The following is a 17,635-nucleotide window of genomic DNA, read 5'->3' as shown; positions in this document are numbered from 1 at the left end:
AAAATGACATTACAGCAAGAAATCATTAAGGAATTACGTGTGTTACCTACTATTAATGAACAGGAAGAGATTCGCAAATCCATTGATTTTTTAAAGGAATATGCGCGTCGCTATAGCTTTGTAAAGGGATTTGTTCTTGGGATATCAGGTGGCCAAGACTCCACGTTAACTGGAAAATTAACGCAGCTTGCGGTGGATGAATTAAATGCCGAGGTGGGAGAAGCGAAGTACTCATTTTGGGCTGTTCGTTTACCATATGGTGTGCAAGCGGATGAAAAGGATTGTCAGGATGCGATTGACTATATAAAACCTACGAAGGCTTATACGGTCAACATTAAAGATGCAGTCGATGCAAGTGTTAGAGCATTAACGAATGCAGGTATTGAACTAAGCGATTTTGCCAAAGGGAACGAAAAGGCACGTGAGCGAATGAAGGTGCAGTATTCTATTGCTGCTATGAATAATGCTGTTGTGCTAGGGACCGATCATGCTGCGGAGGCAATTACAGGTTTTTACACAAAATTTGGGGATGGTGGTGCGGATTTAATGCCAATCTTCCGTCTCAACAAGCGTCAGGGTAAGCAGTTACTAGCTGCGCTTGATTGCCCGGAGCATTTATATTTAAAGGTACCAACTGCGGATTTAGAGGAAGATCGTCCTTCATTACCAGATGAAGTAGCTCTTGGTTTAACGTATGACCAAATTGATGATTATTTGGAGGGGAAGGAAATCCCTGAAGATGCTCGTAAAACATTAGAAGGGCATTATTTACGTTCTCAGCACAAACGTCATATGCCAATTACAATATTTGATGATTTTTGGAAGTAATATTTATAAGGTTCATCACTTAAAGATAAATGATAATTATTGAAAAATATCCCATTGTATATAAGTTGATTGGAGTGGAGGCTGGGCGACTCCTTGGGGATCAGCAATAGAGGAACGAAGGCTAAAACCATCACGTCCTGTGATAACGCCTTCGTGACCAGCATCGTGCTGGCCCGAGACCCTGGAGCGAGCAGATAGAGGAACGAAGGCTAAAAGCATCACATCCTGTGATAACGCCTTCGTGACCAACATCGTGTTGGCCCAAGCGGCTCATCGTACGCCCCCAGGAAGCTTTGCTCTGTGCGAAAGCGAAGCGTCAGCAACAAAGCGCCCAGCCGGAACGGAAATCAACCCCACGCTATGAGTAATATTTAGGAAAAGAGTTATGAGAAAAAGTGGAAAATATTTTTTCTTATAGCTCTTTTCTATTTTTTTAAGCAATTTGGTTCTGTATTATTAAGTTCAAGCATATAATGTCGATATATATACCTACAAAGTTGATAAAAAGTAAAGGAGGGTAATTATATATGAGGACTTCTAGAGTAAGTTCGACGACTAGTAGTATCTTTCGTAACGAACAACAGTATTTACATGCTGGGGATTTAAGTCATAATTTTGGACAAAATCCGAAACGACAGTTTAAAAATAGTCTGCAAAAAAATAAAGATAAAAAGAATATCGGTAAAACTAGACAAATTCAGCAGCAACGTCCTAATAACATAGCAGCTAGTTATGTGGACAGTGCTTACAATTTACAAATACGCAATGAATTAAATGAAACTGCCGTTAAGCTAAGTCTTGTCAGCAAGCAAAAGAAGCTTCTCAATAGTTACCGTTCTTCTATATAACATCATAAATTCGAACTCTCTACGTCATTCGGGATGTAGGGAGTTTTTTTGGACTTTAAATGAGTATGATTTCCGTTTCAAGCTATACCTTTTCCTGTAGACCAAGAAATCTTTTGTTGCTTCGCTACGTTAGCACTACGCTTCGCACAAAAAACATCCTGTGGCTGTCGCTTCGCTTTCGCACAAAAAACATCTTGCTGAAGATACATGCCTTAGCGAAGAGCTATTAATAGGAACTTAATTTCAATAATCCTGAATGTAAGTTGTAGAAAATGGAAATAATATATTTTTTATTCGAAATATTCGAAGTCAAGATGTTCAATGAATATTCAAGGTAATTTTTCCAATACTTCACAGCGATTTTTAACTTATTTCACAACTTACCTGTAAAGTATGTAATAGAAACAGAAAAAACGAAATAATGGGGGAAGCAATTGTGAAAAAAATATGGTTACCTGCATTTGCAGCATTACTTTTACTCGCGGCGTGTGGTACAGAAAAAGATCAAGTTAAGAAAGAAGAGTCTAAGCAAGATGTTACAACAAGTGAAGCAGAAGCAAAGGATAAAACTACACAAGTCGCTTCTTTAGTGGATCCGCGTTTACAAGAACCAAAAGAAGGTACAATGTGTGAAATGTGTAATATGAAAGTGTATTTGAAAGACGAAGATATGGGTGAATTCTCTACTCAAGCAATAAAAGAGGATGGGACAATTGCCTTTTATGATGACATAGGTTGTTTAGTAAATGCCGAGGTTGCAAATAATGAAAAGAACGAAAAATTTGTACGTGATCATATCACAAAAGATTGGGTAAAGGTTGAAGATGCAACGATCGTTAAAACCGACCTAAAATCTCCGATGAATTGGGGATATATTTATTTCAAAGATAAAGCTGATGCAGACAAATATATCGCTGACAATCCAACTGCACATGTAGAGGAATTACAAAAAATTAAAGACGATGCATTAGAGCGTCGTAATAAGAAAATGAAAGAAAAAGCTGAAAAAGAAGCCAAAGGTGAATCTGATTCTATGCATATGGAAGAAAAGAAACCTGATGGTCATGGTCATTAATCGAATGGACTAGGGGAAATTCCTCTAGTCTTTTCGTGCTGAACTGGGAGGTAAGGATTGGTGAAAAAAATAGGGTTTGCCTTATTATTTTTTCTATTTATGAGTCAGACAGTGCACGCCGATTTTGATGTACAGGAAGCCATTAATGTAGCAAAGCCTGGGGAGGTCGTTCATATTCCTGCTGGTCGTTACCAAGGTAATTTTATTGTGACAAAACCGATAACACTACAAGGTGAAGAGGGAACGGAACTTATCGGCGAAAGAGGCAACCCTACACTCCGAATTGAAAACACTGCTAATGTCACTGTGGAAAATATAACGTTATCAGGGAAAAATAAAGCGATTGTAGCCAGTACTGTAGATGGACTTGAGTTACGTAAGTTACAAATTAAAGATGTTCATACAGGTGTCCATATACAACTTTCCAAAAATGTACACATACATGATATCAATGTGACTGGTATCGAAGGTCATTATTCCAAAAAAGGTAATGGGGTGGCTATTTATAAGAGTGAGGACATTACCATCGAAGGCAATACTGTTGAGCAAGTGCAGGACGGAATTTATGTAGAAGAGGTAAAGCATATTGTTGTTCAACGTAATAAGGTGACGAGCAGTCGTTACGGTACACACTTTATGTATACGAGTGATGTTGAAGCACTTTTCAATACATATGCTCAGAATGTGACTGGCCTTATGATTATGATGACAACAGATATATTCCTTGAGAATAATATAGTAGCTAATCATTTTGATTTTAATGGCTACGGTATGCTGCTGTATGATGTACAGCAAGCCAAAATTAAACATAACACGATTAAAAATAACCGAACTGGTGTGGCAATGCAGAAAAGTTCAAATATCCGAATTGAAACAAATGATTTTCAGATGAACCAAACAGCCATTGAAGGTACAAAGGTAAGTGACGACACAATGGCTAGTAGTAATAACTTTACAGGTAACATTTTAACTGCGCGCTCCGATAAGCAAGGCTTTCGACTAGTAAATAATTATTATGATGATTACTCAGGGATTGACTTAAAAGACAATGGTATCGGTGATATTCCATATGTGGCTGTGTCGAGCTTTGGTCAATGGATGGTACGCCAGCCTGTTTACCAATATTTCGTGGCATCTCCGAGCGTCATTTTATTGACATCGCTGGATCAGCAAATTAATAAAACTGAAAAGAATATGCTTGTTGATAATACTCCCAAATTGGCGATGAAGCATGTGAACGAGAAGGCCAAGATGAATGTGGTGCAAATGCTAGTAGGTTTATTCTTGACATTAAGTAGTTTATGGCTATGGAAAAGAGGAATAACAGAATGAAAAAATGGATGATGATTGTAATGCTATGTTGCGGTGCTTTGATGGGCTGTAGTGAAAAAACATATGAGCCTCGTGAAATAGTTAGTGAAACCGATGTTTGTAAAATTTGCAATATGAGTATAGTTCACAGTGCATATGCTGGTCAGATTGCGTTGAAGAATGGTGATTATGAAATTTTTGATGATATCGGCTGTCTAATGGAATATATAGAAGCAAATGGGGAAGCTGAGATTGGAGCAGCCTTTATTAAAGATGCAGCAAAAAATGAATGGATTGACGTTTTTAACGCTGTGTATGTATACAACAAGGATTATTGGACTCCGATGAATTATGGGGTAGTTGCGCTTGATTCGAAGGAAGCGGCACAGGAGTGGATGACTAAAGAGGGAGAAGGTCAGCTGCTAGCCTATAAGGATTTACATGACTTTAAATGGGGGATCCATAAGTGATGTATAGTATGTTTATTAAACTAGAATTAAAGCAAATGCTTAGAAGTCGTTGGATGCAACTTGTAGGCATACTTTTCACATTCGTTTTTACAGCTATCATTGTTATACAGCAAATGGCATTACCAGATGTAGAGGGTTTTACAAGACAGACAGCCTCGTTTTTAAATGTATTGTTGTTTTTATTGCCTCTGTTTATTTTAACGATTGGTAGTATGAGTATCGCAGGTGATGTGGAATCAGGCTGGTTTTCATTATTAAAGACATATCCGATGACGCGTACGCAATATATTGCAGGAAAGTATATTGCCTCTGTGTTTGCCTTTTTATTAGTCGTTGTCGTGGCGTTTGGCGTAATTTTAGCGCTTGGTGGATTTCTTGGCGGAGTTCGTTTGCCAGTTATTTTCATTATTCTAACTTTGCTATGTATCTTCATTTTTGTGTCATTGGCCATTGCTGTGGGAGCTTTTGCAAAAACAAGATTATTTGCATTATCGTTATCACTTGTCTTTTGGTCTATTTTTTTATTGCTAATCTCTTACGCTTTAATGGCTATTGGAACGATCGTGGCGGGGCATATTCTTCAAAAACTGACGATTATAGCGATACATATTAATCCTGTGGAGTGGCTGCGCTTTGGTTACTTTATTTTTACAGATCAGGCTAGTGTGCTCGGACCTGCATTTTATACAGTAACGCAGTTTTATTCATCACCACTAGGTTACGCAGTATACGTAGCTGTGACATTGCTTTGGATAGTATGTCCGCTAGCTTACACTAGCTTGCTTTTAAAGAAAGGGGAAAGAAGATGATGTTATTAGAAACAAAGAAGTTATCGAATATCTATGATAATAATAGAGGTCTTCATGAAGCCTCCTTTTCTTTACAGGCGGGGCGTATTCTAGCGCTTGTAGGAGGAAATGGTGCTGGAAAGAGTACTTTAATTCGCCTCCTAACTGGGCAAGAAAAGCAAAAATCTGGGGAAATAATATGGCATAAACCACAAGCTATTCGATATATGCCTGATGATGTGGACTTTCCGTCTATGTTAACAGCGGCAGAAATTTTGCAGCTACTTGCCTCTTTAAAGAAAATTAGCAAAAAGGAACAGGAAGATGTACTGAGACGCGTAGCTTTATGGGATGTTCGAAAACAAAAAGTGAAGCATTTCTCAAAGGGGATGCGTCAACGGCTTAATCTCGCTCAAAGTTTACTTGGTGAGGGTTCTTTGCTTATTTTAGATGAGCCTACGAATGGTCTTGATCCTTTTTGGATTGCGGAGCTGAAAAAAATGATGCTAGAGGAAAAAGCAAGGGGCTGTACTGTAATTTTTTCTACGCATTTGCTTGCTTTTGCGGAGGAAGTAGCGGACGATGTGTTAGTTTTACATGAAGGAAATATCCTTTTTTCTGGTGAATTAGAGGAAATACTTTTACAAGAAAATTCATCTTCGTTAGAGAATTTATGGTTAAAAAAATTAAATCTGTAACATTTTGATAGGTAATGACGTTATACTAAAAGATAGGTTTGTTTGAATTGTATTCAGACAAGCCTTCTTTTTCATGCTGAAGTATTATTATTTTTTTCGCTAAGTGCTCGAGCTATAGGGATGAGGCAATAGATGAATGTTTCATACTAATTGTGTTACTAAACATATTTCGTTATTCTTAAAGAAGTTGTCATGCAATTCGAATAATTGCTGGAATTGAAATAGGAGGTTTTTTGATTTATGAATTCACAAATACAAGGTGTATTAGAAAATATAGAAAAAGTAATGATAGGCAAAAGAGAGGTTGCAGAGCTCAGCATAGTAGCTTTGCTGGCAAGGGGGCATGTCTTGCTTGAGGACGTACCAGGTGTCGGTAAAACGATGATGGTGCGAGCGCTGGCAAAATCCTTTGATGCACAGTTTAAAAGGATTCAATTTACACCTGATTTATTACCGTCTGATGTTGTAGGAGTATCTATTTATAATCCAAAAACGTTGGAATTTGAGTTTCGACCTGGTCCGATTATGGGGGATGTCATTTTAGCTGATGAAATTAACCGTACGTCTCCAAAAACACAATCTGCTTTACTTGAGGGGATGGAGGAAGCATCTGTCACGATTGATGGTAAAACCTTAACAATCAATCAACCATTTTTCGTTATGGCCACTCAAAACCCAATTGAGCATGAAGGAACATATCCGTTACCAGAAGCACAGCTGGATCGTTTCTTACTGAAAATAAAAATGGGCTATCCTTCAAGAGGACAAGAAGTAGAAATACTTCGTCGTGCTGAACATGGTAAACCAATTGAAAAAATTGAAGCGGTGCTAACAGCTGCGCAATTAAATGAATTGCAGGAGCTTGTACAGGGTGTGTATGTTGAAGATTCGGTCAAAAACTATATGGTCGAACTAGCGACTCAAACAAGGGAAAATAGCTATATATATTTAGGCGTAAGTCCTCGCGCAACGATTGCTTTAATGAAAGCTTCACAAGCTTATGCATTTATAAAAGGGCGAAGCTATGTTACACCTGATGATGTTCAATATTTAGTACCATTTGTTTTTAGCCATCGTCTAGTATTAAAACCAGATGCCCGTTACGATAACGTTACGGCAGAGGAAATTATTGAGCGAATTATTGCGAAAACACCTGTGCCGACAAAGAGGTTTGCTGAGCAATGAAGAAATGGCGAGCTTTAATAGAAAAAAGTAAACATTTCTTATTAGTATCTTTGTTAATGATCATAACGTTTTGTTATGCCATGTTCCAAGGTGGGTTTGTCAGCTGGTTTGTGTTTTTTACAGTTAGTCCGTTTTTGTTATACGCATTTATTTTCTTACTGGTGAAAGAAGATATTTTACTAGTGGAACGCAAAATTGAGCCATCCCATGTAGAGAGTGGACAATCTGCTAAGGTTACCATTACGGTGGAACGAAAAACACGCTTTCCGTTTGCTTATATGATGATGGAGGAACTTGTGAACAGTGAAGCCCTTGTTCAATCAAGGGTGCAAGGAACGAATAGCATTAAGTTCGTTGGCTTCGGGAAAAAATTTAGCTGGGATTACGTGTTGGAAAATATGTCCCGTGGCGAGCATCGTTACTTAGGTGTTAATATTGTTTTCTGTGATTTTTTTGGCTGGGCAAAAAAGAAAGTTGCGGCAGAAAAGGAACAAGTCATTTTAGTTTACCCGAGAGTACGTGAGATGAAGTATGCCGCGCTTCAAACAAAATTTGATGTTGGTACAATGATGTCACCTTATTCAATTGTTAAGGATACATCCATGGCTGTTGGCTTACGTGAGTATGTTCCAGGTGACCGTTTTTCGTGGATTCACTGGAAATCATTTGCGAAAACACAAACATTGCAATCTAAGGAATTTGAAGATCGTCAATCGCAGGAGTTAATGTTGGTACTTCATGCTGGAAAATCTCCGTTATTTGAAGAAAAAATTGAGCTTGTAGCTTCGATGCTACAAACAATTGTCGGAGAACGTGGAGATATTTCATTTGTTTCAGCTGGTTCGAAAACGAAGGTGTTTCCGATTATCCAAGGTAATAAGCAGCTAGATCAAGTAATGCATCATTTAGCTGCTATAAAACCTGCTGAAACGGTCAAATTTCAATTACGAGAGCAGCAAGTGTTTAAGCATGTTGCAACATTACTATATGTTACGAGTGAAGTATCAGATGAATTACTTTATTCTCTAGCCAATATGGTGAAAAGCTGTATTTGTTTTGTAGTAGCAGAGCAGCCACCTATGCAATCAGAGTTGGCGAAGCGTTATAGGCAAATTAAAGTTGTACATGTAAATCCAACAGATTATTACCATCTGTTCACGGAGGTGATGAAGCCGTGAAAAAATCACTAGGAAATTTTATAGAATTAGCAATAGCATACGTAATAATTTTTCTGATTTTACGTGAATGGCTTATTCCTGTAATGCAGCTGACAAATACAGGCTTGGTTCATTTGTTTTTAGTGTTTATCGGTCTAGCATTGATACTCAGCTTATTTCAAATACATCCATTATTATCGGGATTAGTGAAATTTAGTTATATTACTTGGTTTATAGTGTTTGTTTATAGTGAAAGTCCCTTTTTTTCAGGACAGACAATACCATTTCTAATGCATGAATGGAAATGGAATATGACGACCATTCTTTCGGGCGATTTTGGACAAGTATCGGATACATTTAGAACGGTGCTATTCCTTGCGCTTATTTGGATGTTAATATACCTAATTCATCACTGGATAACTGTGCGGAAAAATATATTCTATTTCTTCGCGTTAACGGTATTCTTTATTGCCACACTAGATACGTTTAGTGACTATGATGGAAAGGTAGCAATTGTTAAAGTACTTGTACTTGGATTAATAATGACAGGCTTGCTTTTTGTTAAAAGCTTATGGCTTCAAACAGATGCACCGAGCAATGTAATAGGAAAGTGGAAACTGGTTATTCCGATGATCGTTTCGGTAATGCTTGTTAGTTCAGTGGCATTCTTTTTACCTAAGACAGGACCGACCTGGGCTGATCCAGTGCCTTTTATTAAAGGGGTTGCAGGGCAAGGGGGCTATGGAACAGGTGCAAAAACAGTTGGTTACAGCGAGGATGATAGCCGATTAGGAGGACCGTTTCAAGGTGATAATACACTAATTTTTACTGCAACTTCTCGTGATCGCCATTATTGGCGTATAGATACAAAGGATACTTATACTTCGAAGGGCTGGATTCTTTCGGAGGGGAACTTTGGCAAAAATGTTTACCAAACCAATAGCCCTATCCAAACTTCGTTACAAGTTGGATCTCGAGAAAAAGAACGTCAAATTCAAATAGACATTGCTACTCCAATGCCATTTTTATTGCAAACGTATGGCATGATATCTGTTTCTGCCCAAGATTCACCGCTGTTTATTCAGGATGAACACACTGAAAAAATAGCAATAGAACAACAGAATGGTGAATCGAAATTGTTATCTAACTATACGATTTCTTATAGTGAGCCAGAATATAGCATGAAGCAGCTTCAAATGTCTAAAGCATCCACGGTAGAAACATTAGATCCTTCCTTTAACCGTTTTTTACAATTGCCAAATACACTTCCGCCACGTGTCGTGAATTTAGCGAAAGAAATCACACACGATAAGGCTTCAGTATATGATCAAATAAAAGCAGTTGAAAGTTATTTTTCATCTCATGGCTTTAGATACGATAAAAAAGAAGTAGCAATTCCGGCTGAAGGTCAAGATTATGTTGATCAGTTTTTATTTGATACTAAAATTGGCTACTGTGATAATTTCTCAACATCAATGGTTGTCCTCCTACGTTCGGCGGGGATACCCGCACGTTGGGTGAAAGGCTTTGCACCAGGCAAGCCTGGTCGAATAACAGATGGTTTACAGGAGTATCAAATTACAAATGATAATGCACACTCATGGGTCGAAGCATATGTACCTGGAATAGGCTGGATGGAGTTTGAACCGACAATTGGATTTTCTAGAAATATCAATATCAATTATGATATTGAGCAAGACACTCCTCAGCAGGAGCAAGTACTGCAACCAGAAAAAAAACAAGAGCAACCAAAGAAGGAAGAGCAAGAGCCGAAGAAAGAAAAAGCTAGCTCAACGTCGTTTAGTTTTGATTCTGTTTGGACATGGATGAAAAAGCTTACTTATGTATGGATTGCTCTAGGCATTTTGATGATCATCGGTGGCATTGCTTTGTTTATGCAACGTAAAACGTGGATACCTAAAATGCAAGTACGAGCATTTCGTAATAAAGAAGCGGACTGGACAAATTTTGATGCTTCATATCATGTTTTAACGAAGCAATTATCTCGTATTGGATTACGCCGAAAAGATGGCGAAACATTACGTGCATTTGCTACAAGAGTAGATGAGTCGCTAGAGACGGAAGAGATGCAAAAACTGACTGCTGTATATGAACAACATATTTATGGCAAAGATAAACAAGAGGTTGATTTTATGAAACTGAAAGAAAGTTGGGAAAATTTAATCAATCGCACTATCAGTTGATTTTGATGGGTACAAAGAGTAAAATGAAAAAAATTATATATGATGAGGATTGCTTTCATATAAGTTCGATAATAAGGTTCGGATGTTTCTACGAAATCACCGTAAATGATTTCTCTATGAAGGTGAATGTTTTGGTTAGGTGAGAAGGTTAGTAAATCACTTTTCTTTGCTACGCATTCGCCTTTATAAATTAGAGCTTATGAACGCGTAGGAAGTTTTTACTTTCATACGCGTTTTTCTTTGAACATATGAAAAGTCCTTTAAAAATAGTAGAAGAGGTGGAAATATTGTCAGCAAACCCTTTATTAGAGCAAGAAAAAATCGTCGTTCTTGATTTCGGTAGCCAATTTAACCAATTGATTACGCGTCGTATCCGTGAGTTTGGTGTTTTCAGTGAGTTACATCCTCATACGATTACAGCAGAAGAAATTAAAGGTATGAACGCAACAGGTATTATTTTTTCAGGTGGTCCAAACTCAGTTTATGACGAAAATGCCTTCCATGTAGACCCAGCTATTTTCGAATTAGGCTTACCAATCCTAGGTATTTGCTATGGTATGCAATTAATGGCACATACGCAAGGTGGTAAAGTTGAAGGTGCTGAAACACGTGAATATGGTAAAGCGGAAATTAAAGTAACAGCTTCAAACAAGTTATTCGGTAACTTACCAACTGAACAAATCGTTTGGATGAGCCACGGTGACCATGTAACTGAAGTTCCTGCTGGTTTTGAAGTAATCGCAACAAGTGCTGCTTGCCCGATCTCTGCAATGGCAAATGTTGAACGTAAACTATATGCAGTACAATTCCACCCGGAAGTACGTCACTCTGTATACGGTAACGACTTATTACGTCAGTTCGTCTTCGACATTTGTGGAGCAAAAGGCGATTGGTCAATGGCAAACTTCATTGAACTTGAAATCGCAAAAATCCGCGAAATAGTAGGCGACAAAAAAGTATTATGTGCACTTTCTGGCGGTGTAGACTCATCAGTTGTTGCTGTTCTAATTCATAAAGCAATTGGCGACCAACTAACTTGTATGTTCGTTGACCACAACTTAAACCGTAAAGGTGAAGTTGAGCAAGTTATGAAAACATTCACAGAAGACTTCGACATGAATCTTATTAAAATTGATGCACGTCAACGTTTCATGGATAAACTTGCAGGCGTTTCTGACCCAGAACAAAAACGTAAAATTATCGGTAACGAATTTATTTACGTATTCGATGAAGAAGCAGCTAAACTTGAAGGAATGGACTTCCTAGCACAAGGTACGCTTTACACAGATATCATTGAATCTGGAACATCAACTGCACAAACTATTAAATCTCACCATAATGTTGGTGGTCTTCCAGAAGACATGCAATTCAAATTAATTGAGCCACTTAACACATTATTTAAAGACGAAGTGCGCGCACTAGGATTAGAGCTTGGCCTTGACGAAAAAATCGTTTGGCGTCAACCATTCCCAGGTCCAGGTCTAGGTATCCGTGTACTTGGTGAAGTAACAGAAGAAAAACTAGAAATCGTACGTGAATCTGATTTCATCTTACGTGAAGAAATCGCAAAAGCTGGTCTTGATCGCGACATCTGGCAATACTTCACGGTATTACCTGACATCCGTTCAGTTGGCGTAATGGGCGATGCGCGTACGTATGACTACGCAATCGGTATCCGTGCGGTAACATCTATCGACGGTATGACTTCTGATTGGGCACGCATTCCTTGGGATGTATTAGAGAAAATCTCTGTTCGCCTAGTAAACGAAGTAAAACACGTTAACCGCGTGCTGTACGATATTACATCTAAGCCACCTGCAACTATCGAGTGGGAATAATCCCCTTATTTGATTTCGAATAAAAAGCTAGTCTGATTTTTTCAGACTAGCTTTTAATTTCTTTTTTTAGCATTAAAAATAAGAAAAGCACACCAATTTCTACGATTAACGAGACAAAAATAACATTTAAATGGAAGAAAATTATACTTATCAAAATAGCTATACAAATAAATATTGAACTATATCGATAATTTTTTGATTGATAAAAGAATGAATACGGTAATAAATGTGCACCGTAAATAATTGCATATACAGGTAAGACCCAGATAGGTGCTTTAAGTAATAGAAGAATACAAATAATTAAATATAAAATTTGATTGTTTGTTGCAATCAATAGTCCATTAATCAATGGATTTTCTTTATAAAATAAATCAACATTTAATATTTTGGCACAAAGAATTGAAACAGGAAACAGCAATGCACCACAAGATAAAATACCAATATTTTTTATCATTAAATCTAAAGGCAGCAACGCGATTATTGTGATAACTCCCCAAATAAATATTGAGGCCATTATAAAAGGCAGCCCCTTCTTTTGTTTCTGTGCAATATCGTTTAATAGTACTTGTAAGCTAGTATTGAGGTTCATTTCAGTCTCCTTAATTTTCAAGCGATCTATTCAAACTATCCGCTATTTTTTTATTTTCATATTTTGAGAAAAAATAAAATCCGATGATATGACCAATCAACGTTATCACTAAAATTAGCAATAAATAAGGTTTGATAATTGCAAATGCTTTCAGTGAAAAAAGATATACACTTCCTAAGCAACAGAAGAAATTCAAAAAAGTACTAATAGTAATTTTAGATGTTACTTTTAATGTTGAGTAATTCCACAAATATGGATAAGCTATACCAAAAACAATCCCCATCAGAACACTAATACCAATTAAATTCCAAATGTAAAGAAAGTTGACTGTTTCTTCGTGAAGATTAAAAACAGTAATTAAGAAAACAATCCAAATTAATCCCAAAAATGAAACGTATAAAAAGCTATTTTTTAAGTCTTTTATCATATCAATTTCTCCTTAATAGATTTTGCATAATGTCTACTGACAATATATTTATTTTGCTGTTTTGTAATAACTTCCAATCTAGCGTGACTTCCCGAAGCAAATGAGCGTATTTGCTTCAAATTCAAAATCATTGAATTATTGATTCTAACCAATCCGAAAGATTCCAAGTAAGATAATTCTTTTAAAATCTTATTCAGCAATAGCTCTGTACCATCTATTAAAAAGACTTTGGTAAAATGACCAGATGCTTCAATTGCTTCGATGTCATTGAGTTCAATCATAACCTGCCGATTTGTTTTGAAATCTGTTGCGCTTAATGTTATAGATTGAAAAAAATGCTGTTCGATTGTAGAAAGTAATTCTTTATTCGATGGATTACTGATAATCTCAATTTCAGAAGATGATTGATTGTTTTTCCAAATGTAGTTGAATTTCATGTGGATCTCCTTTCTGTTTTAATCGTAGCAACACTTCTCAGAACTTACGATGATTTTTCGTTTTGTTGCAAAAAAAATAGGCTTTGTTACAGATTTTCCAAACAGGAAAGCCCAATCCTTCAGGTGTGGGATGAGTGTGAGGTCGGATATGGAGTGCCGAAAGGTTTGTGGTGCTTCAAGTATCCGAAAATTCCACTCTTTTTTGTATATGAGTGTATGTTTTTATGGAATTAGGGATTGGGAAAGTAGAGGATGTTAAGCTGCAATATATTACAGACCTTGAAATTCTTTCTTTAAGGATAATACTTTCGAAGCGTTAGGTATAGTAAACTAATGAATATAAATAGGACTCTATGTCGTTGTTTAGTTTAGGGGGGACAGAAATGGAAAAAAATATAGCGATGATTCACACACTTGCTATTGGTATGCCGAAAGAGTTGCATTATAGTAATGGGCGCTCAATGATTACAGGGATTGAAAAACGAAAAGTACAAGAAGTATATTTGTCCGTTCGTGGATTTGAGGGGGACGATGTAGCAGATAAAAAACATCATGGCGGTCCTGACCGTGCCGTTTGTTTATATCCTGCGGAGCATTACATACAATGGGAACAGGAACTTGGTAAACCGTTGCCGACAGCAGCATTCGGTGAAAACTTAACAGTAACGAATATGTTGGAAGCAGAAATTTGCATTGGTGATATTTATAAAATAGGTGATGCTGTCATCCAAGTTACCCAAGGACGTGTACCTTGTAGTACGATTGATAAATATACTGAGGCGAACATATTACTCAAACGTTTAATTGAAACAGGTTATACAGGCTTCCTTGCTCGTGTACTGAAAGAAGGGACAATCTGTGCAGATTCAAAAATTGAATTAGTGGAAAAGCACCCTGAACGAATTTCAATTTTACATTGCAACGAAGTGTATTTTAAAAACAAAGATGCACTTGCGATGAAACGTATACAAGCAGTTGATGCATTAGCGGAAGATTGGAAACAAAAATTAGCAAAAAGAATTCAGCTTTTGCAAAGTAAAGTGATGAATTAAATATATGTAGATCAAGGGAGCTTTCTTGTAATTGATGTAATCAATTATGCCTCGGCATAATTGCGTGCGGAATCAGCTTTGTGTTTAGGCCTGCATATGTTTTTTGTGCGAAAGCGCAGTGTTAACGTAGCGACAGCAACACGAAGTTGGTCACTCAGTCGTGTGTTGTTACTGACGCTACAGAAAGTAATTGTAGCTGACGCTTCGCTTTCGCTACAAAAAACATTTGTAGCTGACGCTTCGCTTTCGCTACAGAAAATAATTGCTGAAAGAAGTTAAAATCCTCTAGAATTTGAATGGATCCTAGGGGATTTTTTTATTTAAAACGTTCAGTACTGACCTGTTTATGCAACGATTTTTTAAAATGTGAACATTAAATAAGGATTTTACACGAACTTTCGTGTATTTTTTATAAAAAATGTTCGGAAATAGGGTTGAAATCTGAAAAGTGAAATGATATATTACGATTGTAAATTAAATATGTCGTCGTATAATGTCGGGGATAAGGCCCGTGAGTTTCTACCAAGTTACCGTAAATAACTTGACTACGATTTTAGTTATATATACCAATGTATAGACACTAATTGATTTCACGCTATAGTAATGGTGATGAAATGTATCGTAGACATGCGACTAGTAGAGTAGTCAGCGTGTTTTTTTTGTTTTCGATATTGAAGACGACCATACGGAGGATTTCTTTAAAATGAAAAAGTATTTCATGTTCGATGAATTAGGAACTAATTATCGCCGCGAAATAATAGGTGGTATTACTACATTCCTTGCTATGGCTTACATTTTAGCCGTTAACCCTGGTATGTTAGAAAATGCAGGAATGGATAAAGGTGCTGTATTCGTAGCTACAGCATTAGCAGCTGCAGTCGGTTCTCTAATTATGGGTATTTTTGCTAAATTCCCAATTTCACTTGCTCCTGGTATGGGCTTAAACGCATTCTTCGCTTTCACTGTAGTTGGAGCGTATGGTATTCCATGGCAGACTGGTTTAACAGGTGTTTTCTTCTCAGGTGTTATCTTTATCATTCTTTCGTTAACAGGTATTCGTGAAACAGTAATTAATGCAATTCCAGTACAACTTAAATATGCAGTTTCAGCAGGTATTGGTTTATTTATAACATTTGTTGGCTTACAAGGAGCGGGCATTATAACAGATAGCAAAGCTACATTGGTGACTTTAGGAACATTCACTGGTCCAACTTTACTAGCTGTATTCGGGATTGTTCTTTCAATTATTCTTATTATTAAACTACGTAGTATTGGTATTTTCTTAGGGATGGTTATAACAGCAATTGTTGGTATGATTACAGGTGTCATTGAGCCTCCTACAGCATTTGTTTCAGCAATTCCGAGTGTAGATTCTACATTTATGGTAGCTCTAGATCCAATTCGTCATGACTTTAGTTCTTTATTAAACGTTAAATTTTTAGTAGTTGTCTTAACATTCTTGTTTGTAGATTTCTTTGATACAGCAGGTACTTTAATGGCAGTTGCAACACAAGCAGGATTAGTAAAAGATAATAAATTACCACGTGCAAGTCGTGCATTGATGGCTGATGCTCTTGCGACAACAATTGGTTCTCTATTTGGTACATCAACAACTACAGCGTATGTAGAGTCAACTTCAGGTGTAGCAGCAGGTGCTCGTTCAGGTTTCTCTGCTGTAGTAACGGCAATACTATTCCTAGTAGCATTATTCTTCTCACCGTTACTTGCTGTGGTAACTCCAGCAGTAACAGCACCAGCTCTAGTTATTGTAGGTGTTCTGATGGTATCTTCATTACGTTTAATTGATTGGGATAAATTCGAGATTGCTGTACCAGCTTTCTTTACAGTAATCATGATGCCTCTTGGTTACTCAATTGCTACAGGTATCGCAATAGGCTTTGTCTTCTATCCAATAACAATGCTTTTAGCGGGTCGCAAAAAAGAAATTCACCCTATGATGTACGGATTATTCTTTGTCTTCCTTGCATACTTTATATGGGTACGCTAAGTATAAATACACAATAGAAATATAAAAAGCACCTACAATTGTTAGAAATGAAACTAACAATTGTAGGTGCTTTTCTTATAAAAACTATAAAAATATAAAACAATTTTATTGATAAAAAATCTTCATCAATTTCTGCAGTAGAAAAGGGAAGTCGCTAATATGAGAAATCAGGAGGAATTTAAATAAGCGTTTATAGTGTTAATTTAGAACTTATAACATTCATGTGTAGTAGATTTATATACTATAGAAGAAACTCCCTTTAGCTCCTTTCAGTGGGTGTTTGTACACCCGCTGAAATAGAGGAACTCGGTCTAAGAATGCCGCGTACTGAGGCAATTTAACTGTGCGAAAGCGAAGCGACAACAACAACAACACGCGACTGAGTAACCAACATCACGTTGGCCTAAAGCCTCCGACCGATTCCGGACGCAATTATGCCGAGGTGTAATTGATTTATTTAAAATAGTTTTACTTTAATAATTCACTTGCAAACTTAATATTAAGGTGATATATTTATAAACGTTGTTACGAAAGAAACAACAACAACTAAAAAATACTAACACAAATAGTTGACATAGAGTTAACGACATGTTAAAGTATAGAAAGTCACTTAAATGTGACAAACAAATGAACCTTGAAAACTGAACAAGCAAAACGTAATCAATAAAGTTTTTAGTAGCTAACCTTGAGTTGGTGAACGAAACAAAATTTTGGACATCA

The 17,635-nt window shown here is 36.9% G+C and carries 16 protein-coding genes and 2 riboswitches; of the genes, 13 read left to right on the top strand and 3 right to left on the bottom strand.

What is annotated here, in order from left to right:
* Positions 1-3: 3 nt before the first annotated feature.
* From nadE to guaA, 11 genes are all read left to right on the top strand, one after another.
* Entirely contained in the window at positions 4-828 is an 825-nt protein-coding gene (gene nadE, locus ACMZ42_RS23315; protein ID WP_415732950.1) for an ammonia-dependent NAD(+) synthetase, read from the top strand.
* Between the two features lie 527 nt (positions 829-1,355).
* Complete coding sequence (locus tag ACMZ42_RS23310) at positions 1,356-1,676, top strand: NAD synthetase (RefSeq protein ID WP_370082956.1); 321 nt, start codon at positions 1,356-1,358, stop codon at positions 1,674-1,676.
* Positions 1,677-2,112: 436 nt separating this feature from the next.
* Entirely contained in the window at positions 2,113-2,751 is a 639-nt protein-coding gene (locus tag ACMZ42_RS23305) for a nitrous oxide reductase accessory protein NosL (RefSeq protein WP_370082954.1), read from the top strand.
* A 60-nt stretch (positions 2,752-2,811) separates the two neighbouring features.
* Entirely contained in the window at positions 2,812-4,083 is a 1,272-nt protein-coding gene (locus ACMZ42_RS23300) for a nitrous oxide reductase family maturation protein NosD (RefSeq protein WP_415732949.1), read from the top strand.
* Complete coding sequence (locus tag ACMZ42_RS23295; RefSeq protein WP_415732948.1) at positions 4,080-4,532, top strand: nitrous oxide reductase accessory protein NosL; 453 nt, start codon at positions 4,080-4,082, stop codon at positions 4,530-4,532. Before ACMZ42_RS23300 ends, ACMZ42_RS23295 begins: the two co-directional genes overlap by 4 nt.
* Positions 4,532-5,341, top strand: a complete 810-nt coding sequence (locus tag ACMZ42_RS23290) for an ABC transporter permease (protein WP_415732960.1) — start codon at positions 4,532-4,534, stop codon at positions 5,339-5,341. The genes ACMZ42_RS23295 and ACMZ42_RS23290 overlap by 1 nt, the downstream gene beginning before the upstream one ends.
* The gene (locus ACMZ42_RS23285; RefSeq protein ID WP_370082948.1) at positions 5,338-6,018 is read left to right on the top strand and encodes an ABC transporter ATP-binding protein; all 681 of its coding nucleotides are present in this window, start codon (positions 5,338-5,340) and stop codon (positions 6,016-6,018) included. Before ACMZ42_RS23290 ends, ACMZ42_RS23285 begins: the two co-directional genes overlap by 4 nt.
* Before the next feature lie 240 nt (positions 6,019-6,258).
* On the top strand, positions 6,259-7,203 hold the full coding sequence (locus tag ACMZ42_RS23280) for an AAA family ATPase (RefSeq protein WP_370082946.1): 945 nt from the start codon (positions 6,259-6,261) through the stop codon (positions 7,201-7,203).
* Complete coding sequence (locus ACMZ42_RS23275; protein ID WP_402874586.1) at positions 7,200-8,381, top strand: DUF58 domain-containing protein; 1,182 nt, start codon at positions 7,200-7,202, stop codon at positions 8,379-8,381. The genes ACMZ42_RS23280 and ACMZ42_RS23275 overlap by 4 nt, the downstream gene beginning before the upstream one ends.
* Complete coding sequence (locus ACMZ42_RS23270) at positions 8,378-10,564, top strand: transglutaminase TgpA family protein (protein ID WP_415732947.1); 2,187 nt, start codon at positions 8,378-8,380, stop codon at positions 10,562-10,564. The genes ACMZ42_RS23275 and ACMZ42_RS23270 overlap by 4 nt, the downstream gene beginning before the upstream one ends.
* A 35-nt stretch (positions 10,565-10,599) precedes the next feature.
* Positions 10,600-10,701: riboswitch (purine riboswitch) on the top strand.
* Between the two features lie 111 nt (positions 10,702-10,812).
* Positions 10,813-12,402, top strand: a complete 1,590-nt coding sequence (gene guaA / locus ACMZ42_RS23265; RefSeq protein WP_402874591.1) for a glutamine-hydrolyzing GMP synthase — start codon at positions 10,813-10,815, stop codon at positions 12,400-12,402.
* 46 nt (positions 12,403-12,448) lie between these two features.
* Here the strand turns inward: guaA and ACMZ42_RS23260 are convergent, their stop codons facing one another.
* The 3 genes from ACMZ42_RS23260 to ACMZ42_RS23250 are packed head-to-tail and all read right to left on the bottom strand — an operon-like array spanning position 12,449 to position 13,855.
* On the bottom strand, positions 12,449-12,991 hold the full coding sequence (locus ACMZ42_RS23260) for a DUF7010 family protein (RefSeq protein WP_415732946.1): 543 nt from the start codon (positions 12,989-12,991) through the stop codon (positions 12,449-12,451).
* A 10-nt stretch (positions 12,992-13,001) separates the two neighbouring features.
* On the bottom strand, positions 13,002-13,418 hold the full coding sequence (locus ACMZ42_RS23255; RefSeq protein ID WP_415732945.1) for a hypothetical protein: 417 nt from the start codon (positions 13,416-13,418) through the stop codon (positions 13,002-13,004).
* Positions 13,415-13,855 carry a LytTR family DNA-binding domain-containing protein gene (locus ACMZ42_RS23250; RefSeq protein ID WP_415732944.1) on the bottom strand — a complete coding sequence of 147 codons (441 nt, stop codon included), beginning with the start codon at positions 13,853-13,855 and terminating at the stop codon, positions 13,415-13,417. The genes ACMZ42_RS23255 and ACMZ42_RS23250 overlap by 4 nt, the downstream gene beginning before the upstream one ends.
* A 383-nt stretch (positions 13,856-14,238) precedes the next feature.
* Between ACMZ42_RS23250 and ACMZ42_RS23245 the strand changes: the two genes are divergently transcribed.
* Together ACMZ42_RS23245 and ACMZ42_RS23240 are read left to right on the top strand one after the other, a co-directional pair.
* Positions 14,239-14,907 carry an MOSC domain-containing protein gene (locus tag ACMZ42_RS23245; protein ID WP_415732943.1) on the top strand — a complete coding sequence of 223 codons (669 nt, stop codon included), beginning with the start codon at positions 14,239-14,241 and terminating at the stop codon, positions 14,905-14,907.
* A gap of 466 nt (positions 14,908-15,373) precedes the next feature.
* Positions 15,374-15,475: riboswitch (purine riboswitch) on the top strand.
* A gap of 135 nt (positions 15,476-15,610) precedes the next feature.
* Positions 15,611-16,915: an NCS2 family permease gene (locus tag ACMZ42_RS23240; protein WP_370082932.1), complete on the top strand. Its 1,305-nt coding sequence runs from the start codon at positions 15,611-15,613 to the stop codon at positions 16,913-16,915.
* Positions 16,916-17,635: the final 720 nt, after the last annotated feature.

The sequence above is a fragment of the Lysinibacillus sp. NPDC056185 genome, from assembly GCF_047737915.1.
GTDB lineage: Bacteria > Bacillota > Bacilli > Bacillales_A > Planococcaceae > Lysinibacillus.
The sequence above is the reverse complement of the archived record's forward strand: the minus strand, read 5'-3'. Positions and strand labels throughout refer to the sequence as shown.